This window comes from Micromonospora sp. WMMD736 (genome assembly GCF_049179015.1).
In the GTDB taxonomy this organism is placed as follows: Bacteria; Actinomycetota; Actinomycetes; order Mycobacteriales; family Micromonosporaceae; genus Micromonospora.
Window position 1 is genome coordinate 6,160,888 of the sequence record NZ_JBMHMI010000001.1, and the last position, 23,535, is coordinate 6,184,422.

The 23,535-nt window shown below is 72.8% G+C and carries 16 protein-coding genes; 10 read left to right on the forward strand and 6 right to left on the reverse strand.

Annotated elements, in window-relative coordinates:
• Positions 1–61: 61 nt before the first annotated feature.
• From ACN269_RS28010 to dxs, 3 genes are all read left to right on the forward strand, one after another.
• Positions 62–2,131 (forward strand): APC family permease, encoded by a 2,070-nt coding sequence (locus ACN269_RS28010; RefSeq protein ID WP_421475236.1) that lies wholly within the window; start codon positions 62–64, stop codon positions 2,129–2,131.
• Positions 2,124–3,386 carry a class I SAM-dependent RNA methyltransferase gene (locus tag ACN269_RS28015; RefSeq protein ID WP_421475237.1) on the forward strand — a complete coding sequence of 421 codons (1,263 nt, stop codon included), beginning with the start codon at positions 2,124–2,126 and terminating at the stop codon, positions 3,384–3,386. Before ACN269_RS28010 ends, ACN269_RS28015 begins: the two co-directional genes overlap by 8 nt.
• Positions 3,387–3,467: 81 nt before the next feature.
• Positions 3,468–5,417 carry a 1-deoxy-D-xylulose-5-phosphate synthase gene (dxs, locus tag ACN269_RS28020; RefSeq protein ID WP_421475238.1) on the forward strand — a complete coding sequence of 650 codons (1,950 nt, stop codon included), beginning with the start codon at positions 3,468–3,470 and terminating at the stop codon, positions 5,415–5,417.
• 219 nt (positions 5,418–5,636) lie between these two features.
• On the opposite strand, the gene ACN269_RS28025 is transcribed toward dxs, so the two are convergent.
• Positions 5,637–6,833, reverse strand: coding sequence for a hypothetical protein (locus ACN269_RS28025; RefSeq protein ID WP_421475239.1), 1,197 nt, complete (start codon positions 6,831–6,833; stop codon positions 5,637–5,639).
• A gap of 156 nt (positions 6,834–6,989) precedes the next feature.
• On the opposite strand from ACN269_RS28025, the gene ACN269_RS28030 reads away from it, so the two are divergent.
• Complete coding sequence (locus ACN269_RS28030) at positions 6,990–9,035, forward strand: hypothetical protein (protein ID WP_421475240.1); 2,046 nt, start codon at positions 6,990–6,992, stop codon at positions 9,033–9,035.
• 36 nt (positions 9,036–9,071) lie between these two features.
• On the opposite strand, the gene ACN269_RS28035 is transcribed toward ACN269_RS28030, so the two are convergent.
• On the reverse strand, positions 9,072–10,898 hold the full coding sequence (locus tag ACN269_RS28035; RefSeq protein ID WP_421475241.1) for a hypothetical protein: 1,827 nt from the start codon (positions 10,896–10,898) through the stop codon (positions 9,072–9,074).
• A gap of 146 nt (positions 10,899–11,044) precedes the next feature.
• On the opposite strand from ACN269_RS28035, the gene ACN269_RS28040 reads away from it, so the two are divergent.
• The 5 genes from ACN269_RS28040 (at position 11,045) to ACN269_RS28060 (ending at position 16,124) form a co-directional block, all read left to right on the forward strand.
• A complete protein-coding gene (locus ACN269_RS28040; RefSeq protein ID WP_421475242.1) occupies positions 11,045–12,322 on the forward strand; it encodes a PQQ-binding-like beta-propeller repeat protein in 1,278 nt (425 codons plus the stop codon).
• Positions 12,319–13,605, forward strand: a complete 1,287-nt coding sequence (locus ACN269_RS28045) for a PQQ-binding-like beta-propeller repeat protein (RefSeq protein ID WP_421475243.1) — start codon at positions 12,319–12,321, stop codon at positions 13,603–13,605. The genes ACN269_RS28040 and ACN269_RS28045 overlap by 4 nt, the downstream gene beginning before the upstream one ends.
• A gap of 85 nt (positions 13,606–13,690) precedes the next feature.
• The gene (locus ACN269_RS28050) at positions 13,691–14,359 is read left to right on the forward strand and encodes a response regulator transcription factor (protein WP_421476606.1); all 669 of its coding nucleotides are present in this window, start codon (positions 13,691–13,693) and stop codon (positions 14,357–14,359) included.
• Complete coding sequence (locus ACN269_RS28055; RefSeq protein ID WP_421475244.1) at positions 14,356–15,540, forward strand: sensor histidine kinase; 1,185 nt, start codon at positions 14,356–14,358, stop codon at positions 15,538–15,540. The genes ACN269_RS28050 and ACN269_RS28055 overlap by 4 nt, the downstream gene beginning before the upstream one ends.
• Positions 15,541–15,710: 170 nt before the next feature.
• Positions 15,711–16,124: a VOC family protein gene (locus ACN269_RS28060; RefSeq protein ID WP_421475245.1), complete on the forward strand. Its 414-nt coding sequence runs from the start codon at positions 15,711–15,713 to the stop codon at positions 16,122–16,124.
• 61 nt (positions 16,125–16,185) lie between these two features.
• Here ACN269_RS28060 and ACN269_RS28065 read toward each other — a convergent pair whose 3' ends face one another.
• The 4 genes from ACN269_RS28065 to ACN269_RS28080 all read right to left on the reverse strand — a co-directional run bounded on the left by ACN269_RS28065 (position 16,186) and on the right by ACN269_RS28080 (position 22,082).
• Positions 16,186–16,986: a hypothetical protein gene (locus ACN269_RS28065; RefSeq protein ID WP_421475246.1), complete on the reverse strand. Its 801-nt coding sequence runs from the start codon at positions 16,984–16,986 to the stop codon at positions 16,186–16,188.
• Positions 16,987–17,155: 169 nt separating this feature from the next.
• Positions 17,156–19,216: a 3-hydroxyacyl-CoA dehydrogenase NAD-binding domain-containing protein gene (locus tag ACN269_RS28070; RefSeq protein ID WP_421475247.1), complete on the reverse strand. Its 2,061-nt coding sequence runs from the start codon at positions 19,214–19,216 to the stop codon at positions 17,156–17,158.
• A complete protein-coding gene (locus ACN269_RS28075) occupies positions 19,213–20,409 on the reverse strand; it encodes a thiolase family protein (RefSeq protein WP_421475248.1) in 1,197 nt (398 codons plus the stop codon). Before ACN269_RS28075 ends, ACN269_RS28070 begins: the two co-directional genes overlap by 4 nt.
• Positions 20,410–20,756: 347 nt before the next feature.
• On the reverse strand, positions 20,757–22,082 hold the full coding sequence (locus ACN269_RS28080) for a ribonuclease D (RefSeq protein WP_421475249.1): 1,326 nt from the start codon (positions 22,080–22,082) through the stop codon (positions 20,757–20,759).
• Between the two features lie 206 nt (positions 22,083–22,288).
• Between ACN269_RS28080 and ACN269_RS28085 the strand changes: the two genes are divergently transcribed.
• On the forward strand, positions 22,289–23,479 hold the full coding sequence (locus ACN269_RS28085) for a S1C family serine protease (RefSeq protein ID WP_421475250.1): 1,191 nt from the start codon (positions 22,289–22,291) through the stop codon (positions 23,477–23,479).
• The last annotated feature ends 56 nt before the right edge of the window (positions 23,480–23,535 follow it).

The following is a 23,535-nucleotide window of genomic DNA, read 5'->3' on the forward strand; positions in this document are numbered from 1 at the left end:
GTGCGTGGCGATGATCGCCCACCCCCGCGTTCGCACCGTGGTGGTCGTACCCTTGGCGTTCGTGGCCAGTCCCACCTCGCTGCTGAAGCGGCTGCTCCTCGGTCGACCGTTCCGGTCCGACCGCCTGCAGCACACCCTCCTGCCGAAGCGCATCGCGCTGCCCGTGTTCGCCTCCGACGCGCTGTCCAGCGTCGCGTACGCGCCCGACGAGATCCTGCTGACCCTGTCGATCGCCGGGGCGTCGGCCTACCTGTTCTCCCCCTGGATCGCCCTCGCGGTCGTCGTGGTGATGCTCACGGTGGTGGCCAGCTACCGGCAGAACGTGCACGCCTACCCCTCCGGCGGCGGCGACTACGAGGTGGCCACGGTCAACCTCGGCCCCAAGTTCGGCATCGGGGTGGCCAGCGCCCTGCTGGTCGACTACGTGCTCACGGTGGCCGTGTCCGTCTCCTCGGGGGTGGCCAACCTCGGCTCGGTGGTCCCGTTCGTGGCCACCCACAAGGTCATGATCGCGGTCCTCGCGGTGATCCTGCTGACCGCCGTCAACCTGCGCGGGCTGCGCGAGTCCGGTACCGCCTTCGCCATCCCCACCTACGGGTTCGTGATCGTGATGGGCGGAATGCTGCTCACCGGGCTGTTCCGCGTCTTCGTCCTGGGCGACGAGCTCCGCGCGCCCAGCGCCGACCTGGTCATCCAGGCCGAGCACAGCGTGACCGGCTTCGCGCTGGTCTTCCTGCTCCTGCGGACGTTCAGCTCGGGTGCCGCCGCCCTCACCGGCGTCGAGGCGATCTCCAACGGCGTTCCCGCCTTCAAGGCGCCGAAGAGCCGCAACGCCGCCACCACACTGCTGCTGCTGGGCGCGATCGCGGTGAGCCTGCTGGTCGGGATCATCTGGCTGGCCCGGCTGACCCACCTGCAGTTCGTCGAGGACCCGGCCCTGCAGATCGTCTCCGGCCCCGAGGGGTACGTGCAGAAGACGGTCACCACCCAGCTCGGCGAGACGGTCTTCGGCTCCGGCTCGATCCTGCTCTACGTGGTGGCCGGGATGACCGCGCTCATCCTCTTCCTGGCCGCGAACACCGCGTTCAACGGTTTCCCGGTGCTCGGCTCGATCCTCGCCCAGGACCGCTACCTGCCCCGCCAGTTCCACACCCGGGGCGACCGGCTGGCGTTCTCCAACGGCATCACCTTCCTCGCCCTCTTCGCGATCGTCCTGATCGTCGGTTTCCAGGCCGAGGTGACCCGCCTCATCCAGCTCTACATCGTCGGGGTGTTCGTCTCGTTCACCGTCTCCCAGGCCGGCATGATCCGGCACTGGAACCGGCGGCTGCGTACCGAGCGGGACCCGGCGGCCCGCAAGCGGATGCACCGCTCCCGGGCCATCAACACGTTCGGCATGGGTCTGACCGGCACGGTGCTGGTGATCGTCCTGATCACCAAGTTCCTGCTCGGCGCGTGGATCGCGATCGCCGCGATGGCGGTGATCTACGCGCTGATGCTGGCCATCCGCCGGCACTACGACCGGGTCGCCGCCGAGCTGACCCCGCCGGCCGAGAGCCGGGCCGTGCTGCCCGCCCGCAACCACGCGATCGTGCTGGTCAGCAAGCTGCACCAGCCGACGTTGCGGGCCATCGCGTACGCCCGGGCCACCCGCCCGGACACGTTGACCGCGGTGACCGTCAACGTGGACGAGAAGGACACCCGCGACCTGCAGGCCGACTGGGAACGGCGGGAGATGGCGATCCCGCTCACCGTCGTCGACTCGCCGTACCGGGAGATCACCCGGCCGATCCTGGACTTCGTCGCCTCCACCCGCCGTACGTCGCCGCGCGACGTGGTCACCGTCTTCATCCCCGAGTACGTGGTGGGGCGCTGGTGGGAGAACCTGCTACACAACCAGAGCGCGCTGCGCCTCAAGGGCCGGCTGCTGTTCGAACCGGGGGTCATGGTGGTCAGCGTGCCGTGGCAGCTCGCCTCGACCGCCAGCAAGAACCTGGACCGGCTGGACGCCACGCTCTCCAACACGCCGGCGCGTGGACCCCGGGGCACGGTGCCGGTGGCGGTGGCCGCGCCGGCACCCGGCGAGAGCGGCCCGGCGGGCGGCGAGACGGTGGGGGACGGCCGTGACTGAGCGTACGACCCCGGGTGGAACCCCGACCGTCGAGCGGGGCCTCGGCGAGGCGGAGCGGGTCGAGTTGACCGTCGACGCGGTGGCCCCCGGCGGGCACTGTGTCGCGCGGGTGGACGGGCAGGTGGTGTTCGTCCGCCACGCGCTGCCCGGGGAACGGGTGATCGCCGAGGTCACCGAGGTGCACCGGGGGTTCGTCCGGGCCGACGCCGTGACCGTGCTGGACCCGTCGCCGGACCGGGTGGAGCCGCCCTGCCCGTACGCGAAGCCGGGTGCCTGCGGCGGGTGCGACCTGCAACACGTCGCCCCGGACGCGCAACTGGCCTGGAAGACCGCCGTGGTGCGGGAGCAGTTGGCCCGCCTGGGTGGGCTCACCGACGCCGAGCTGGACCGGCTCGGCGTCCGGGTCGAGGCGCTGCCGGGTGGGCTGCTCGGCTGGCGGACCCGGGTCCGCTACGCGGTCGACGCCGCCGACCGGGCCGGCCTGCTCAAGCACCGCTCGCACGAGGTCGTGCCGATCGACCGTTGCCGCATCGCCCACCCGGCCATCCAGCAGCTCGCGGTGCTCACCCCGACCGGCGCGCGCTGGCCGGCGGCGGATGCGGTGGAGACCGTCGCCAGCGGCGGCGGGGACGTGAGCGTCGCCGAGGTCCGCGACGGGGTCGTCACGCCGGTGAGCGGGCCCACCGAGGTTCGTGAGGTGGCCGCCGGGCGGGACTGGGAGCTGCCCGCGTCCGCCTTCTGGCAGGTGCACCCGGCGGCGGCCGACACGCTGAACACGGCCGTGCTGGAACTACTGGACCCGCGGCCGGGCGAGGTCGCCTGGGACCTCTACGGCGGTGCCGGGCTGTTCGCCGCCGGGCTGGCCGCCCGCGTCGGCGCGTCCGGTCGGGTGACGCTGGTGGAGGCCTCCGCCCAGGGTGTCGCCGCCGCCCGGGAGAACCTGGCCGACCTGCCCCGCGTCGAGGTCGTGTCGGCGCGGGTGGAGACCGCGCTGGCCCGCCGACGGATCACCGGTCCGGTCGACGTGGTGGTGCTCGACCCGCCGCGCTCCGGCGCCGGCGCCCCGGTGGTGCGCGCCCTGGCCGCCGCCGGCCCACGGGCGGTCGCGTACGTGGCGTGCGACCCGGCGGCCTTCGCCCGGGACGTGCGTACCTTCGCCGAGCTGGGCTGGCGGCTGGCGGCGCTGCGCGGCTTCGACCTGTTCCCGATGACCCAGCACGTCGAGTGCGTCGGACTGCTGCTGCCACCGGCCTGACCAGCTGCTCAGCGGGCTGGTCCGGGGTGAGCGGCTCGGGCCAGGCTGCGGAGTACCGGGCGGCCGATAGACTCTCCGGTCATGAGCGTTGAAGAGGACACGGCCAACCACGGTCGGCTGCTGGAGACGGTACGCGGTCCGCAGGACGTCAAGCGGATGTCCGGCGAGGAGCTGGATGTGCTCGCCGCCGAGATCCGGGACTTCCTGATCGCCAAGGTCTCCCGCACCGGCGGGCACGTCGGGCCCAACCTCGGCGTGGTCGAGCTGACGCTGGCCATGCACCGCGTCTTCGACTCCCCCCGGGACCGGCTCCTGTTCGACACGGGCCACCAGGCGTACGTGCACAAGATCCTCACCGGGCGTCAGGCCGGCTTCGACAAGCTCCGCCAGCGCGGTGGCCTGTCCGGCTACCCCAGCCAGGCGGAGAGCGAGCACGACCTCATCGAGAATTCGCACGCCTCCACCGCGCTCTCCTACGCCGACGGCCTGGCCAAGGCGTACGCCCTGCGGGGTGAGCAGCGCAGCGTCGTGGCCGTGGTCGGCGACGGCGCGCTGACCGGCGGCATGTGCTGGGAGGCGCTGAACAACATCGCCACCGCCGGCAACTCGCTGGTCATCGTGGTCAACGACAACGGCCGGTCCTACTCGCCCACCATCGGCGGGCTGGCCGACCACCTCTCCTCGCTGCGGCTCAACCCGGGCTACGAGAAGGTCCTCGACACGGTCAAGGACGCCCTCGGCTCCACCCCGTTGGTCGGCAAGCCGATGTACGAGGTGCTGCACGCGGTCAAGAAGGGCATCAAGGACGCGGTCGCCCCGCAGGCCATGTTCGAGGATCTGGGCATCAAGTACGTCGGCCCGGTGGACGGGCACGACGTGGCGGCCGTGGAGTCGGCGCTGCGCGCGGCCAAGAACTTCGGTGGCCCGGTGATCGTGCACGCCGTGACCCGCAAGGGGTACGGCTACCGTCCCGCCGAGGAGGACGAGGCGGACTGCCTGCACGGCCCGAGCAGCGCCTTCGACGTGGAGACCGGCACACTGCTGGCCGCCCCCTCGGTGAAGTGGACCCACGTCTTCGCCGACGAGCTGCTGGCCATCGCCGACGACCGGCCCGACGTGGTGGGCATCACCGCGGCCATGGCCGAGCCGACCGGCATCGCCAAGCTGGCCCGCAAGTACCCCGAGCGGGTGTACGACGTGGGCATCGCCGAGCAGCACGCCGCCACCTCGGCGGCCGGCCTGGCGCTCGGTGGCCTGCACCCGGTGGTCGCCGTCTACGCCACGTTCCTCAACCGCGCCTTCGACCAGGTCCTGCTGGACGTGGCGATGCACAAGCTGCCGGTGACCTTCGTGCTGGACCGGGCGGGCATCACCGGCCCGGACGGCCCCAGCCACTACGGCATCTGGGACATGTCGGTCTTCGGTGTTGTGCCGGGTCTGCGGATCGCCGCTCCCCGGGACGCCGCCACGCTCCGCGAGGAGCTACGCGAGGCGGTGGCCACCGACGACGGCCCGACCGTCCTGCGCTTCCCGACCGGCGCGGTCGCCGCGGACCTTCCGGCGCTGCGCCGGGTCGGCACCGTCGACGTGCTGGCCGAGTCGACGCGTACCGACGTGCTGCTCGTCGCCGTCGGCTCCTTCGGCCAGTTGGGCATGGAGGTCGCCGCCCGGGTCGCCGAGCACGGCTACGGCGTCACGGTGGTCGATCCCCGCTGGGTGCGTCCGGTCCCGGCCGAGCTGGTCGACATGGCCGCCCGCCATCGGCTCGTGGTCACCGTCGAGGACGGCGTCCGCGTCGGCGGTGTCGGTGACGCTCTCGGCCAGGCGATGCGCGACGCCGACGTCCGGGTGCCCCTCAAGGACCTTGGCGTACCGGCCGACTGGCACCCGCACGGCACCCGCGCGCAGATCCTCGCCGACCTCGGCCTGACCGCGCAGGACGTGGCCCGTGACGTCACCGGCTGGATCTCCCGCCTGGACGCCACCCCGGACCACCTCACCCCCACCAGCAACACGGCAGCTCAGAACTAGCCCCTGGAACGCCCCGACGGCGGGCGCGCCCCTCTCCGGGGCGCGCCCGCCGTCGCTACGTGCTGGTGCATATCCGCGCCGATCTTGCACTTGCGGTTGTCGCAACGCGCCTTTCGCGCCGTATGTCGCCGCAGAAAGTGCAAGATCGCCGGGGCCGGGGCCGGGGCCGGGGCCGGGGCCGGGGCCGGGGCCGGGGCTGGGGCCGGGGCTGGGGCTGGGTTAGCGGTGGGGGGTTACTGAGCGGTAGTGGGTTTTGTCGGTGTTGGCCAGGCTGTAGGTCTGGGTGCGGGTGGGCTCCGGCACGACCACCAGGCCGGGGCGTTCCACCAGCAGCGGGGTGCCGGGCGGTACGGAGAGCGAGCTGTCCCGGGTGGCCCGCCAACTGAGCACCAGCAGTGGCTGGTCGGGGACCGGAAGCTGGTACGTCTGCAACGGGGTCGCCCGGTCGGCCGGCGACACCACCGGCGCGCTCCCGTCCGCCGGCCGGTACACGACAGCGGTCATCGTGCCGGCGTCGGTGTCCCAGCTGAGTTGCTGCAACTCGGCCGGCTCGCCGCCACCGAGCGCCACCTCGCCGAGCGACCGGACCGAGAGCTTCGCCATCGGCCAGGACGTCGGCACCGACTTCGGCGCGTCCCGGTCGCCGATCCGGCGCGGAATGCTGCCGAAGGGGCCCCGCTCGCCGGCCAGCACGCAGGTGTCCAGACCGGTGAGCGCCCGCTTGCCCGCGCCGGACTCGTCGCGGACCAGCGGATAGCGCGGGTCGGTCGTGCCGGTACCCAGGTCGAGCAGGCGCTCGGCGGCCCGCCCACGGGGCAGTGACTCGGTGGGGCGCAGGGTCGCCGTCACGCCGACCGCCATGCAGGCCGGCACGTCGACCGACGCGCTGAGGCCGTCGGTGACCGCCAACGCCCGCCCCTGCGGCCCGAGCAACTGCTGGACCCGGGCCGAGACCAGGTAGCGCCGGCCGCCGGCCGTCTGCACCGGCAGCACGTCGGAGTAGACCAGGTAGCCGGGGTCGGTGTACTCGGTGGCGCGGGTGATCCTGTATCGGCCGCCGTCGTCGGTGAGTTGCAGCAGCCAGGACGCGCCTTCTCCCGGCACGTCGGCCGCGACCATGGCCACCGGGGCGCCGTCGACCCGTCCGGAGAAGAGGATGCCGGACGACGGCAAATGCGCCCGGTCGTCGTCCGGTGACCGCCAGTCCCGTACCGCCCTGGTGACCGCAGTCGTCGCCGCGGCGTCGGCGGACAGATCGCCCCGGGGCGGCCACACGGCCAACGTGCCGTCGAGGCTGTCGTACCCCACCCGCAGGTCGCGAGGCGCGCGGTCCGCGACGGGACCGCACGCGGTGCTGACCAACAACGCCGTCAGCAGGGCGGCGAGCGTCCTGCCGTGCCGGCGGCCCGGAGTCACCTGATCCGCCCCCGCTCGCCTCGCCGTCGCTGTCGGAAAGCGCCATAGTACGAGATGTCCGAAGCGACGCCGCCGTTGGCCGGATCCTCGTCCGCCACAATGGACATCACCGCGGTTTTAGTGCCCTTTTCGCCGCTCGGGTAGACTCCGCCGACTGTGACGCCTGCCGAGTCCCGCGCCCTCGTTTCCCGGGCCAGGTCCGTCGGGGCGCCCAGCGACTCCGCCGTTCCGGCCGACCGCGTCGACACCGCCCCGGCCACCCCGACCTCGACCGTGTCCGAGACGACTCTGCCGGTCCCGACCGCGCCGCGCGAGACCGTCCCGGACCAGGTCGCGCCGGACCAGGTCGCGCCGGACCAGGTCGATCCGCACGAGACCGCACGGGACACGGCCGAGGCGGGGACCACCGCGCCGGACGGGACGGTCCCGGCGTCCGGGCCGAGGTCGCGCCGTTGGGCCCGCTGGACCCGGCGACGGCAGCACCTGGCGGTCGGCGCGCTTTTCCTGCTCGCCGCCCTCTGGGTGACCAGCCGGATCTGGCTGGACCCGGCGGGCCGGGTGGCGTCGCTCTACACCGGTGACCCGGCCCAGGTGCAGTTCTTCCTCGCCCACTCGGTACGGGTGGTGCTGCACGGTGAGTACCCCTTCTACACCGAGCAGTTCAACTACCCCGACGGCGTCAACCTGATGGCCAACACGGCGGTGCTGGCGCTGGGCATCCCGATGGTGCCGGTGACCCTGCTGTTCGGCCCGGCGGTGTCCTTCGTGGTGCTGGTGACGCTCGGCCTCGCCGGCACCGCCATGGCCTGGTACCTCGTACTCCGCCGGCACATCGTGCGTACGCCGCTCGCGGCGGCCGTCGGCGGCTGGTTCTGCGGCTTCTCCCCGGCGATGCTCTCGCACGCGAGTTGGCACCCGAACATCATCAGCCAGTTCCTGCTGCCGTTCATCGTCTGGCGGGTCCTGGTGTTGACCCGTTCGCGCCGGCCGGTCCGCGACGGTGTGCTGCTGGCCCTGCTGGTCACCGCGCAGGCGTTCATCAACGAGGAGATTCTGCTCTTCACGGCGCTGGCCTGCGGGATCTTCCTGATCGCGGTGGTGGTCCAGGAACCGGCCCGCTGGCGGGGAGCGTGGCGGCCGCTGGCCGCCGGTCTCGCCGCCTGCGCGGTGCTTGCCGGGGCGCTGCTGGCGTACCCGCTGTACGTGCAGTTCGCCGGACCGATGGCGTACCACGGGCTCAGTGACGCGGTGCAGGACTACGGCAACGACATCGCCGCCTTCTTCGCGCCCGGCTCGGCCACCCTCGGTGGCAACCAGCGGGCCAACGTCAACCTGGCGCCGAACTACTCGGAGGAGAACGCGTTCTTCGGCTGGAGCCTGTCGATGCTCGCCGTCGGCGTCGTGGTCTGGCTGCGTCGGGAGATGGTCGTCCGGGCGCTCGCCGCGACCGGCGCGTTCTTCGCCCTGCTCTCGCTCGGCGAGCAGATCTCCTGGTGGCACCGGGACCTGATCACCGGGCCGTGGGAGCTGCTGGTGCACCTGCCCCTGTTGGACGCGGTGGTGCCGACCCGATTCGGTCTGATCACCACGGTGGTCATCGGGCTGCTGCTCGCGATCGCCGTCGAGCGGGCCTGGGCGCTGCGGCCGGCCGACCGGCGTACCGTCCGGACGCTCACCGCCGCCGGCCTGGCGTTCGCGCTGCTGCCGATCGCTCCGATGCCGCTACGGATGGTCTCCCGGCCGCCGGTGCCGGAGTTCATCACCGCCGACCGGTGGCGGGCGTACGTCGGTCCCGACCAGACGCTCGTACCGATTCCGGTGCCCAGCATGGGCAACACGCACGGCATGCGCTGGGCGGCGGCCACCAACCTCGACTTCAAGATCCCGGGTGGCTACTTCCTCGCCCCCCGCAACGGCAACACCGGTGACCCGGGCCGGTTCGGTGGCCGACCCAGCGGGGTGGGCCAACTGCTGGAGGAGGTGGCGACCACCGGTCGTACCTCCAAGTTGGACGACCGGCAGCGTCGGCGCTTCACGGACGAGCTACGGCACTGGCGGGCGGCGATCCTCGTGCTGCCGGTCCGCCAGCAGAACGCCGAGCCGCTGCGGCGTACGGTCGAGGAGCTGGTCGGACCCGGTCGTCAGGAGTTGGACGTCTGGGTGTGGGACGTCCGGGCGCTGACCGACCGCTCGGTCGGATGACCACGGGAACGGCGCCGTCGACGACGCGCCGGTTGATCAGCCGACCAGGGCGCGGACGTCCCAGACCCAGACGTCGTCGACTCGCTGCGGCGGCCCGAGCAGCGCGGTGACCAGCTCGCGCAGCACCGCCTCACGCGGGTGGGCGCCGAGCACCACCACCGACGCCCGCCAGAACCGCAGATCCTCGACGGCCTGCCGCCGGTTCTCGTCGGTGAGCGCGGGCACCGTCCCCGCGTCCATGGTGGAGTAGATGAGGCTGCTGGTCGGTCGGTTCGGGGCGCCGAAGACACCTTCGCCCAGCTCGTTCGGGCCGATGAAGTAGCCGCCCGGAATGGGGAACTCCTGCCCGGTCAGGGCACTCCAGCGCAGCGTCGGCAGACCGTGCACGTTGCTCGGGATGGGCACCGGCACCAGGGTCCGGCCCGCCGGCACGTACGGCCGCCAGCCGCCGGCCGTGATGAAGTGCGGCGGCGGGTCGATCTGCTGCGCGGGCAGCGGCCGGGGGAACAGCGGCAGCAGGGCGAGGGCCGCCGCCGCGTACCCCAGCGGGCGCAGCCACCGGCGGCGCGGCGCGGCCGGCGCGGCGGGCGGCTCCCCGGCGCGCGGTGCCGGCGCGAGGCCCGCGCGGGCCTGCCGGGCCGCCGCGTCGCAGAACAGCGCCAGCAGTACGCCGACCGCGGCGGCGACCACCAGGGCCAGCCGGGTCGGCATCATCATCTCGACCAGCGGCAGGTCGTCCGACACGTACGACCACGGGCCGGGGATGTCGGTCTCCACCCCGTCGAAGCGCACCCACGGCCCGATCGACGCCACGGTGAACACCACGACGAGCACCGCGAGGATCCGGGCGGGCAGCGAGCGGCGGACGAGCAGCACCAGAGCCACCAGGGACAGCAGCACCAGCGGCCAGCCGAACCAGGTGTTCTGCTCGGTCAGCCCGATCGTCTTCTCCACCTCGGGGGTACCCGCCCAGGTGTCCCGCGCGAAGGTCACGAACGCGGCCAGGTCCTCGCCCCAGTTGTGGAAGACGCCACCCTGTAGGCCCCGGTAGGACTGGGGGCCGTCGAACTGGAACCAGATCGGGTACGCCGTGAGCGTCAGGGCCAGCCCTCCGGCCACGCCCAGGCCGGCCAGGAACGTCCCGGCCATGGCGCGGGTGGCCCGGGGCCGCTGCACCGCGTACGCGAGCACGACGACGAGGCAGGCCAGCGCCGTGAGCAGCAGCATCTCCTCGTTGATGAAGATCTGGTACGCGACCAGCGCGCCGAGCACCAGACCGTTGCGCCGCCACCGGCCCGGCTCGCCGAGGCGCAGCACCCGCACCACGATCAGCGGGAGCAGGAAGTTGGAGACGAAGTTGGGCTGGCCGTTGGCGTGGTGGATGATGCCCGGCGCGAAGCCGAGGAAGGCGCCGCCCACGAAGGCCGCCGCCCGCGAGCGCACCAGGTGTCGCGAGAGCATCCAGTACGCGGTGCCGGCGGTGGCGGCCAGGGCACCGCCCAGGTAGAGGGCGTACATCACCTGCGGGCCGAGCAGCATGGTGAGCGGGGCCAGGGGCAGGGTCACCCCGAGCAGCGAGGTGTTGGCCATCATGTTCACCCCGTCCGGGGCGTTCTGCCGGGCCGTGAACAGCGGGTTCTCCAGGTGCCGCACCGAGTACGCGCCGTGGGCGAACAGCCATTCGAACCAACTGTGGTCGGTGGGCAGGTGCGACGAGACCCGGCCGGTCACGTCCCCCCAGTAGTTGAGGCAGACGAAGACGCCCAGCAGCACATAGGCTCCGAGGGCCAACAGGTCGGCTCGGGCCGGGCGGCGTCGGGGCCGCCGTGTCGGCTCGACCTCGGCCGGCTCGGCGTCGGTCACGGAATTCAGCGAGGGGTCTACCACCGGCACAGCCACGACGCGCCATCGTACAGGCGAGGATGCGTCGCTTTTGCCGGGCCGGTACGCCCACGGCCGGTTTGCCGGGCCGCACCCGGTCGGTCGCGTCGGCGATGAAGGGACGGTCCTTGTCGATCATCGAGCTGGGCGAGATCCGGGACGAGCCCTCGTCGCTGCCGCCGGTTCGTCCGCCACGCGCCGTCGGCCGCCCGCTGCGTAGCGTGGCTGTGCTCCTGCTTGCCCTGGTCACGCTCGGTGGTGCGACAGCCGTCCGGCACCGCGTCAGCACGTCGGTGCCGATCGCGCCGGGCGCTTCGGCGTACCTCACCGAGGACGGCGTCGTGGTGGTCGACGCGTCGACGCCCACCGGCGACCGGTACCTGAGCGTCTACGACCAGCCCGGGCCGACGGGCGGGGACGGCGTACGGCGTCGGTGGCGGGCAGCGCTGGATCGCAGCGGCGACTACATGGCCGTGTGGGTCCAACGCGGAATGCTGCTGGCGGTGGGCGTCAGCGTCGCCAGCGGTGTGTTGGAGACCACCGCCTACGACGCACAGACCGGCCAGCGGCGCTGGCGTCACCCGGGGATCGCCCAGCGGGCGACCGACGGGGGCATGCTCCTCGCCAACGACACGGGCGACGCGCTGGGCACGGTGAGCCGGGTGACCCCCGACACCGGCCGCCTCCTCTGGTCGGTGCCGGTTCCGTTCGGTGGCACCGGATTCCACCGGCGGGACGGACAGGTCGACCAGATCGTCTTCGTCCAGCCGACCGGTGAGGTGCAGGTGTACGACGCGCACACCGGAGACCTGCGACACAGCGTCGACACGTTGCCCGGTGACCGGTCGGCGTTCCAGCGGGTGCAGGTCGTGGACGACCTGGTGCTGCTCGTGCCACCCGGCAGCACCGAGCTGGTCGCCTTCCGCCTGCCCACGATGGAGCGGGTGTGGACGTCGCCGGTGCCGCTGGTGGCCTGGGCGGTCTCGTGCGCGGACCTGCTGTGCGCCGTCCAGCAGACCGGCGGCATCCAGACCATCGAACCCACCACCGGCGCCGTCCGCTGGTCGGATCCGGGGCCGGACATGCTGGTGGACGTCCGGCGGGACAGGCTGCTGGTGGCCACGTCCGAGCAGCGGTACGCGGTGCGCGACGCGCGGACCGGACGGGAACGCGCCGAGTTGGGCCGGTGGCAGCTCGTGAACCAGGTACGTCAGGAGGACGCGCTGCTCGGCGTACGCCCGACATCCGACGGTCGGCTCGTCGTCGCCGAACTCGACCTCACCGCCGGCCGGACGCGGATCCTGGACGTCCTGCCGGCGGTGGCGGGCGGGTGTCAGTCGGCGCTGCCCGTCCTGCTCTGTCGGCGGCTCGACGGCTCGACCGGCCTCTGGAGGTTGTCCCGGTGAGCGACGCGGTGATCGACCTCGGGGAGCTGCGGGACGGAACGGACCCCGATCCGCTGCCCCGCCCACCGTCGGCCCGGGGCCGGCGGACCCGCGCCGCGCTCGTCGCGCTGCTGGTGCTCGTCGGCCTTGCCGCGTCGACGCCGTACCCGCGGCGCGTGGGGGTGACGCTGCCGGCCACCGCCGGCGCCGACGCGGTCGTCTTCGACGACGTCCTCTTCCTCGTCGAGCCGCTCGGGGCGACAAGGCAGCGGAGGCTGACCGCCACCCGACTGCCCGACGGCGAGCCGCTCTGGCGTACGTCGCTGCCGGCCGAGGGCCGGTACTGGGGAGTCGCCCGGTCCGGCGAGACGCTGCTGGCCATCGGGTACGAGACCGGTCCGGACGGCGGCGGGACGCTCACCATCGCGTTGGACCCCCGGACCGGCGCGTACCGCTGGCAGCAGCCGGGCAGACCCGTCGTACTGCCCGACGGTGCGATCCTGCTGTGGTCCGCCGAGAACGAGGCCGTGAGCGCCCTGCGGGCCGTCGACCCGTGCTGCGGCACGGTGCGCTGGCAGGTGTCCGTCGCGGCGGCCGCGGACCTTACCCTGCGCGACGACGCCCGCGGGGTGGACCGGTTGGTGCTCCTACGCGGCAACGGACAGGTCGAGGTCCGTGACACGGCCACCGGAGCGGTGCTGGCCCGCGCCGACCTGCCCTCGTCCCCGGGCTTGACGCCCCGCGTCGTGCGGGTGGTGGGCGACCTGCTGGTCACCGTCGACGGCGCTCCGTCCGTCATCACGGCCTACGGACTGGACCATCTGGACCAGCGTTGGCGGACCCGCGCAGCCGGAGCGACGTACGTGTCCGACTGCGGGGTCGTGCTCTGCCTGGAGAACGAAGCCGGCGGACGGCGGACGATCGATGCCGCGACCGGTGAGCCACGGTGGGAGGACGACCGCTGGGGGTGGGTGTGGCCGCAGGCCGACCGGTTGGTGGCCACCGCGCAGGGCAGCGCCGGGCCGGGCGCGCAGGATCTGGTCGTACTCGATCCGCCGACCGGCAGGGTGTTGGCCAGGCTGGGTCGCTGGGAGGTCGCCCAGTACGACTCCGATGGTCCGCTGATCGGCGTACGCCCACACCCCGACGGCGGTCTGCTCGTGGCCGAGTTGGACGTCCGGGGCGGCACGGTGCGCGTGCTGGACGTGCTGCCGGATGCCGCCGGGGAGTGCCGGGCCGCTACCGGCCTGCTGCTCTGTCGCCGTCGGGACGCCGACTTCGGGCTGTGGCGGCTGCCGACCTGACCAGCGGCGGACACGACGCGGCGGCGAGGGAGGATGGTTGCCCGCCGGCACTAGGTTGTCGGTGGTCAGCAGCGAGGAGGCCGGGATGCGGGTACTGGTGGTCGAGGACGAACGCAACCTCGCCGACGCGATCGCACGCGGGTTGCGCAAGCGGGGCATGGCGGTCGACGTGGCGTACGACGGTGACGCCGGCCACGAGGCGGCGTTCGTCACCCGGTACGACGTGGTGGTGCTCGACCGCGACCTGCCCGGCGTGCACGGCGACCAGATCTGCGCCGACCTCGCCGCCTCCGGGGCGCTGACCCGGGTGCTCATGCTGACGGCGAGCGGAACCGTCGCCGACCGGGTGGAGGGACTGCAACTCGGCGCGGACGACTACCTGCCCAAGCCGTTCGCGTTCGACGAGCTGGTCGCCCGCGTGCAGGCGCTGGGCCGGCGGGCCACCCCGGCCGCGCCGCCGGTGCTCGAACTGGCCGATCTGGTGCTGGACCCGGCCCGCCGGGTCGCCACCCGTGCCGGTGCGCCGATCGACCTGACAAACAAGGAGTTCGGCGTGCTCAGCGAGCTGCTCAAGGCGCGCGGTGCGGTGGTGTCCAGCGAGGAGCTGCTGGAGCGGGTCTGGGACGCCAACACCGACCCGTTCACCACCATCGTCCGGGTGACCGTGATGACGTTGCGGAAGAAGCTCGGCGATCCGCCGTTGATCGAGACGGTGGTGGGGGCGGGTTACCGCACGGCCGAGGTGCTGCCGTGAGCCGGCCGGGACGGTTGCGGCCCACCCTGCGGCTGCGGTTGACCCTGCTCAACGGCGTCCTGCTGGTCGGCGCGGGCGCGATCCTGGTGCTGCTGGCCTGGCTGCTGGTCCGCGACGCGCTGCGACCCACCGACGAGCTGCTGCCCGGCACGACCGTGCTGCTCTCCGACGGCGGCAGGATGGACGCGGCGCAGTGGCAGCGCGAACTCGTCGACTCCGCCTCCGGGGAGTTGCTGGCCAAGGGCCTGGTCGCGTTGTTGGCGATCAGCGTGGTGGGGGTCGCCGGCGCGTACGCGGTGGCCGGCCGGGCGCTGCGACCCCTGCACCAGGTCACCGCGACCGCCCAGCGACTCGGCGAGGCCACCCTGGACCAGCGCATCGGTTACTCCGGCGCGGACGACGAGGTGGCCGAGTTGGCGAAGACGTTCGACGCGATGCTGGACCGGATCGCGTCCGCGTTCGAGGCGCAGAAGCGTTTCGTGGCGAACGCCTCGCACGAGCTGCGTACCCCGCTCGCGGTCATGCGGACCGAGATCGACGTGACGCTCAGCGACGACGACGCGGACGCCGCCGAGTACCGCCGGATGGCGACCGTCGTGCGCGACGCCTCGGAACGGGCGAACAGCCTGGTGGACGCGTTGCTGGTGCTGGCCCGCAGCGAGGCGCAGGCCGGGGGGCGGCTGGGCCGGCGCAGCGAGTGCGACCTGGCGACGGGCACCGCCAACGCGCTGTCCGCGATACGCCGCGAGGTCGAGCGGATCGGCCTGCGGGTGCAGACGTCACTGGAGTCCGCGCCGGTGGTCGGCGACCCGGGCCTGCTCGACCGGTTGGCCGGCAACCTGATCGAGAACGCCGTCCGCTACAACCACCTGCACGGGCGGCTCTGGGTACGGACGGGCACCGACGGCGACCGCTCGTGGCTGGTGGTCGGCAACACCGGTTTCGAGGTGGACCAGGCCGACGTACCGGGGCTGTTCGAACCGTTCCGGCGCGGCGGCCGGGAACGTACCGGGGCACGCGGCTCCGGCCTGGGGCTGTCCATCGTCCGTGCGGTCTGTCAGGCGCACGGCGGAACGGTCCGGGTGGTCGCCCAACCCGGCGGCGGCCTGGAGGTGACCGTCACCCTGCCCTCGGCGCACGCGGTGCCGGCGGTGACCGACGTCCGGGACCCGGTGCACTGACCGCCGCCCGCCCGGGGTTGCCGCACCGGCCGACCGGTGCGAAGATCACCCGGTCAGCTCGAAGGCGAGGAAGGGGGTGCGACCGATGTCCATCGTCATGTCGACCGCGCCCCGCACCGCCGGCTGACCCATATCTACGCGGGGCGCCTCCACAGGTAATGGAGGAAGCCGTGTATCCACGGATCCACAACGTCAGCTTCGACTGCCACGACACGTACGCCCTCTCCGGCTTCTGGTCCGCCGTGCTGGGCGCCGACCGTCATCCGGACGACCGTCCCGGTGACCCCGAGGCTGTCCTGCCGGCCGTCGACCCCGCCGCTCCCCACCTGTTCTTCCAGCAGGTGCCGGAGCCCAAGGTGGTCAAGAACCGGCTGCACATCTGCCTCGAACCGGCCGGTCGCAGCCGGGACGAGGAGGTCGAGCGGGTCCTCGGGCTCGGCGCCACCCTGGTCGTCGACCGCCGAAACGCCGACGGCAGCGGCTGGGTGGTGCTGGCCGACCCGGAGGGCAACGAGTTCTGCGTGCTGCGCAGCGCCGCCGAGCGGGCCGCGACACCGGCGGGGCCGGACACGCCGTCGGCCTAGTGCCGGCGTACGGCGGGGCCCCGGCCACCCTCGGGTGGCCGGGGCCCGGTCGTGCACTTCCTCAGGAGCGCTGCTCGATCTGACCCCGAACGCCGACGAACTCCGCCTTGGCCTCTGCGGCGGTCTTGAAGTACATGACCACCAGGCCCACGCTGCCCCGGTCGGCCCAGACGCAGACGCCGAGCGGCACGCTCGCGGCCTTGCCGTCGCCGCAGCGCGCGTCGCCGCCCAGCGGCCCCGCCTCGACCGCCGTCATGTTGGTGACCGACAGCTCGCTGGAGAGCCCGGTCACCGCCTCGTCCAGCTCCTTCTTCGGGTCGGCCATCACGCCGGACACCGCGGCGATCAGGATGAGGTCCTGCTTGGTCGGATCGCCGTAGAACGCGCCGACGGTGCTGGTCTCGTTCTGCACCTCGGTCTTCATCTGGGTGACCATCTGGTCGGCGACCGTCTGCAACTGCGGGTCGGTGTTCTTCGCTCGGCCGGCGAGGGTGGCCGGCGCGACGACCCGGGTCTTGGTGGCGTCGACGACGTCACCGAACTCGTCCTTGAGCGCGAACCAGGTGATCCCCGCGCCACCGAGGCAGAGCACGAGCACGACGGCCAGCACGATCAGGATGATCTTGCCGACGTTCGACTTCTTCGGCGGCGGACCGGCCAGGTGCGGACCCCCGTAGGGCTGCCCCGGCTGCGCGGGCGGGAAGCCCTGCTGCTGTGGCCAACCGGGCTGCGGCGGGCCGGGCTGCTGCTCCGCTGCCGGCGGCCCCGGCTGGTACGGCGCTGCCGGCTGGCCCGGCTGCTGCGACGGGATGGGGGAGTCGTGCGGCGGCGGCCCGAAGGGGTTGGCCGGTGGCTGGGACATCAGTCAGCTCCAGGATGGGGTGCGAAACGCGTGATCGTAACCCGGCGAGGGCAACCGTGCGGCACCCGCCGGGTCTCGCGGCCCACCCGGGACCGCACGGAAACGGCCGTGGTGGCCGGCCCGGTCCACCAGGGACGGTCCGGCCACCACGACGGGTGGAGCTGATCGGTCAGGCGGGCAGGCTCGCCGCTCCGCGCGGCAGGAACCGCCGGCCGGTGACCCGTTCGGAGGTGCCGGTGCGGTCCAGGTACGGGGTGACGCCGCCCAGGTGGAACGGCCAGCCGGCACCCAGGATCATGCACAGGTCGATGTCCTGCGCCTCGGCGACCACGCCCTCGTCCAGCATGAGCCGGATCTCCTGCGCGAGCGCGTCGAGCGCGTTCTGCCGTACCTGCTCGGCGGTCAGCGGCTGGTCGCCGACCACCAGCAGCTTGGCGACCTCGGCGTTGACCTGGTCGTCGACGACGAGCGGCTGACCCGAGTCGGCGATCCGCTTGAGGTTCTCGCTGACGCCGTACCGGTCCGGGTAGGCGGCGTGCAGGGTGCCTCCCACGTGGTACGCCACCGCCGGCCCGACGAGCTGGAGCAGGGCGAGCGGCCGCATCGGCAGGCCCAGCGGGTCCAGGGCGCTGTCCGCGACGTCCAGCGGGGTGCCGGCGTCCACGGCGGCGAAGACGGTGCCCAGGAAGCGGGTGAGCAGCCGGTTCACCACGAACGCCGGGGCGTCCTTGACGAGCACGCTCGACTTCTTGAGCTGCTTGCCCACCGCGAAGGCGGTCGCGAGGGTGGCGTCGTCGGTGCGCTCGCCCCGGACGATCTCCAGCAGTGGCAGCACGGCCACCGGGTTGAAGAAGTGGAAGCCGACCACCCGCTCCGGGTGCTCCAGCTCCGCCGCCATCTCGGTGATCGACAGCGAGCTGGTGTTGGTGGCGAGCACCGCCTCCGGGGAGACGATCTTCTCCAGTTCGGCCCAGACCTGCTTCTTGACGCCCAGGTCCTCGAAGACCGCCTCGATGACGAAGTCCGCGTCGGCGAACGTGCTCTTGTCGACGGTGCCGCTGACCAGGCCGTACAGCTTGGCGGCGGTGTTCTTGTCCATCCGGCCCTTGGTGACGGCCTTCTCGATCTGGGTGTGCACGTAGCCGACGCCCTTGTCCACCCGGGCCTGGTCGAGGTCGGTCATGACGACCGGCACCTGGAGGCGGCGGGCGAACAGCAGCGCCAGCTGGCTGGCCATCAGGCCGGCGCCGACGATCCCGACCTTGGTGACCGGGCGGGCCAGGCCCTTGTCCGGTGCGCCGGCCGGCCGCTTGGCCCGCCGCTGCACCAGGTCGAAGGCGTACAGGCCGCTGCGCAGCTCCTCGGAGAAGACCAGGTCCGCGAGGGCCTCGTCCTCGGCGGCGGTGCCGGCGGCAAAGTCGGCGTCCTTGGCCGTCTCCAGCAGGTCCAACGCCTTGTACGCGGCCGGCACCGCGCCGTGCAGCCGCTGGTTCAGCGTCTCCCGGGCGAAGTAGAGCACGCCCGCCCACATGTCCTTGTCGACCTCGGGACGGGTCACGGTGACCTGGCCCCGCACCACGCCGGCGGCCCACTCGAGCGAGCGCTCCAGGAAGTCGGCCGGCTCCAGCAGAACGTCCGCGATGCCCATCTCGGCAGCCTGCTTCGGCTTGAGCATCTTGTTCTGCATCAGCGGGTTCTGGATGATCACCTGGGTCGCGGCGGGGATGCCGATCAGGTTCGGCAGCAGCTGCGTGCCACCCCAGCCGGGCACCAGTCCGAGGGAGACCTCGGGCAGCGCGAGGGCCGCCGCGCCACCCGAGAGCGTCCGGTAGTGGCAGTGCAGCGCCAGCTCCAGGCCGCCGCCCATGGCCGCGCCGTTGACGAACGCGAACGTGGGCACGGTGCTGTCCTTGAGCCGGGCGAAGACCCGGTGACCGAGCCGGCCGATCTCCAGCGCCTGCGCGCGGTCGGCGAGCTGCGGCAGGCCGACGATGTCCGCGCCCACGCAGAAGATGTACGGCTTGCCGGTGACCGCGATGAACGCCGGGTCGGCGGCGAGCGCGGCGGTGATCGCCTCGTCCAGACTCGCCAGACCGGCCGGGCCGAAGGTGTTCGGCTTGGTGTGGTCGAGGCCGTTGTCCAGGGTGATCAGGGCGGCGGGCCGGTCCAGCCCCGGCACGTTCACCTGACGCAGCAGCGCCTTCGTGACAACCTCGTTCGCTGCCTTCACTTGTCGCCACCCTCCCAGTGCGGGTTCTCCCAGATGACCGTGCCGCCCATGCCGATGCCGATGCACATGGCGGTCACGCCGTAGCGGACCTCGGGGTGCTCGGCGAACTGGCGGGCCAGCTGCGTCATCAGCCGTACGCCGGACGAGGCGAGCGGGTGGCCGATGGCGATCGCGCCGCCCCACGGGTTGACCCGCGGGTCATCGTCGGCGATGCCGAAGTGGTCGAGGAAGGCGAGCACCTGCACGGCGAACGCCTCGTTCAGCTCGAAGAGGCCGATGTCGTCGATGCTGAGCCCGGCAAGGCGCAGCGCCTTCTCCGTCGATGGGATCGGGCCGACGCCCATCACCTCCGGCTCGACGCCGACGAAACCGAACGACACCAGCCGCATGGCGACCGGCAGGCCCAGCTCGCGGGCGGTCGCCTCGTCGGCGAGCAGGCTCGCGGTGGCGCCGTCGTTCAGGCCCGCCGCGTTGCCCGCGGTGACCTTGCCGTGCGGTCGGAACGGGGTCTTCAGGGTGGCGAGCTTCTCCATGGAGGTGTCCCGGGGCGCCTCGTCGACCGTGGCCAGACCCCAGCCGCCCTCGGTGTCGCGGATGGACATCGACACCAGGTCGTCCTGGAGCTTGCCGTTGGCGTACGCCTTGGCGGTCTTCTGCTGCGAGGCGAGCGCGAACGCGTCGGTGCGTTCCTTGGTGATGTGCGGGACCAGGTCGTGCAGGTTCTCCGCGGTCGCGCCCATGACCAGCGCGGAAGGGTCGACCAGCTTCTCGGCGATGATGCGCGGGTTGGGGTCGACGCCCTCACCCATCGGGTGGCGGCCCATGTGCTCGACGCCACCGGCGATGGCGACGTCGTACGCGCCCATGGCGATGCCGCTGGCCACCGTGGTCACGGCGGTCATCGCGCCGGCGCACATCCGGTCGATGGCGAAGCCGGGCACGGTCTTGGGCAGACCGGCCAGCAGCGCGGCCGTACGGCCGATGGTGAGGCCCTGGTCGCCGATCTGGGTGGTGGCGGCGATGGCGACCTCCTCGACCCGCTCCGGCGGGAGCTGCGGGTTGCGGCGCAGCAGTTCCCGGATGCAGCGGATCACCAGGTCGTCGGCGCGGGTGTTGGCGTACATGCCACCCGCCTTGCCGAATGGGGTGCGGACGCCGTCGACGAAGACGACATCCCGAACTTCACGGGGCACTTGAGCCTCCTTATCGACCACAATTCGGCCTCCGCGCCGCTGGGCGGCGCTCCGGACCGAACGAGCGTCGGCCGGGCGGGGCACGTCACCCGGAATGCTACTCGTCAGTAACCAACCCCGTCCCGATGCCCCGCTGTGGCCCATCCCACAACCCGCCCCACCCTCCCCCCACCCTCCCCCCGGCCGGTCCGCCCCATCGGTTCGCGATCATGAAGTTGTTGTCACGACACGCCGATGCCGGTGGCAATAACTTCATGATCAACGGCGTCCCAGGCGTCCCAGGCGTCCCGGGCGTCCCGGGCGTCCCGGGCGGCCGGGCGGCCGGGACGCCGGGCGGCCGGGCGGGGTCAGGGGATGGGGTTGGGGGCCAGTGCCTCGGTCAGGTGTGCGGTGAGCAGGCCGATCTGCCACTCGCGGGCGTTGAAGCCGCGCAGTGCCTCCGCCACCGTGGCCTCGGTGATCTCCTCTGGAGGAGTCCAGGCCAGGCGACGTACCGAATCCGGGGTGATCAGATTTTCCGGGGGCAGGTTGTGCTCGCCCGCGAGACGGACCACCACCTCCCGGCAGCGGGCCAGGCGACCGGCCGCGACCGGGTCCCGCTCGGCCCACCGGTGCGGCGGGGGCGGACCCTCCACCGTCGGGGTGACCGGCAGGGCGTCGTCCGGCAGTTCCCGGGCGTCGTCGAGCGCGGCCAGCCAGGTGCGGGCCAGCCGGCGGACCGATCGGCCGCCGAAACCGGGCAGCGTCAGCAGCGTCTTCTCGTCCTTCGGGTCCAGCTCGGCCGCCGCGACGATGGCCGAGTCGGGCAGCACCCGACCGGGCGCGGCGTCCCGTCGGGCGGCGATCTGGTCCCGGGCGTACCACAGGGAGCGGACCCGGGCCTGGGCCCGCGCACCTCGTACCCGGTGGATGCCGGACGTCCGACGCCACGGTTCGGCGCGCACCCGGGGTGGGCGTGCGCCGGTCCGGACCAGGGCGGCGAACTCCTCGGCGGCCCACGCCGACTTGCCCTGCCGGGCCAGTTCGGCGTCGAGCGCGTCGCGCAGGTCGGTGAGCATCTCCACGTCGAGCGCGGCGTAGGTCAGCCACGACTCGGGCAGCGGACGACTCGACCAGTCGGCTGCCGAGTGGTGCTTCTCCAGGGTGTAGCCGAGTAGCTGCTCGGTCAGCGCGGCCAGGCCGACCCGCTCGAACCCGGCCAGCCGAGCGGCCAGTTCCGTGTCGAACAGCCGGCGGGGGCGCAGCCCCACCTCGGCCAGACACGGCAGATCCTGACTGGCCGCGTGGAGCACCCACTCGGCCTCGCCGATCGCCGCGTCCAGCGCGCTGAGGTCGGGCAGCGGCAGCGGGTCGATCAGCGCCGTGCCGGCACCCGTGCGGCGGAGCTGCACGAGGTACGCACGTTGGCTGTAGCGGTAGCCCGAGGCGCGCTCGGCATCCAGGGCAACCGGGCCGGTGCCCGCCGCGAACCGGGCCACGACCTCGGCGAGTTCGGCCGGGGTGGTCACCGGTTCGGGGGTGCCGTCACGCGGGGCGGTCAGCGGAACGGGCCCACCGTCGGTCGGGTCGGGCCCCTCGCCCGCCGGCTGCGGCTGGGCCGACGGCGGGTGCTGGGGTGCGTGTCCCGGAGGTTCTGCGGTGGGCCGACGGCGCAGGGGTGGTTCGTCGGTCACCTGCCAACCCTAGTGCGCGCACCGATCCCGCGTGCGCAGCCGGTCCGGCGTGTGTCGGCCAGGTGTCCGCAAGGTGTCCTTTCGGATGCCGGACATCGGGGAAGACAAAGCCCGTTCGCGCAGGTACGGTCCATCGAGCCGTCGGCCCCGGGTGACATCCGGGATGACGGCCGCACGGGGAGACCACGGGGAAGGGCAACACGATCATGACGGCTGGTTTCGGTGCGGGCGACGGGCGACCGATGGACGCCGACCCGGACGGCATGAGTGGTTCGACCGCCGAGCGGCCCGGTCCACTACCCCCGCGCATCGAACCGCATCCACCGGCCGGCGTCACCTGGTCCGGCACGCCGGGCGGCACCGAGCAACCCACCGCCGTCCCGACGCCCCGTACCGGATGGTCGGCCCCGCCGAACAGCGGGCAGTGGGGCCAGGGTCCCGCCCCGGCCAACCCGCCCGCCGCACCTCCTGGACCGGCCGCTCCCTATGCGCCGTACGCCCCGGCCGCTCCCGCGTCGTACGGCGGTGGCTACCCGCCCGCCGGTGACCTGGCCAGCGCGCCGTACCCCGGCGGTCAGCCCGGCTGGCCGGGTGTCACCCCGCCACCCGTGCGACCCACCCGACGCCGCTGGCCGGTCGTGCTGGCCACGGTGCTCGTCGTCGCGCTGGCCGCCGTGGTCGGTGTGCAGGCGTACCAGCTCGACCGGCTCGGTGACCGGCTCACCGCCACCGACGGTCGGCTCGCGCAGGCCCAGGACGGCGACGGCGCCCGCCTCGACGGCCTGGAGAAGCGCGCCGACGCCCTGGAGAAGCAGGCCGGCGCCGCGTTCAACCCGGAGGCGGTGGCGAGCGCCGTGCTGCCCAGCGTGTTCCGGGTACGGGCCGGCCAGTTCACCGGCAGCGCGTTCGCGGTGGGCAAGCCGGCGGCCGGCGGCGGCACCAACCTGTTCACCAACTTCCACGTGGTCGAGTCGGTGTGGGAGGGCGGCGGACGCGAGGTCTTCCTGGAGCGCACCGACCAGCGTTTCCCGGCCACCATCGTCAAGGTCGACAAGACCAACGACGTGGCGCACCTGCGAACCACCGGCAAGTTCACCGGCCTGGTCACCGCGCCGACCGCCGTGAAGTCCGGCCAGCAGATCGTCGTCGTCGGCGCTCCGCTCGGCCTGGAGGACAGCGTCACCACCGGTGTGGTGAGCGCGTTACGCGCCGCCCAGGGTGGCTCCGGCCCGGCCATCCAGTTCGACGCGCCGATCAACCCCGGCAACTCCGGCGGCCCGGTCATCAACGGCAGCAAGCAGGTGGTCGGCATCGCCACCGCCAAGGCCCGCGACGCCGAGGGCATCGGGCTGGCCGTACCGATCAAGGTCGCCTGCGACGGTTTCAAGATCTGCTGACCCGCGGCTCCGGCCGCTCGTGCCACGCACGGCCCTCCCGGCCGTCCCAACCCTCG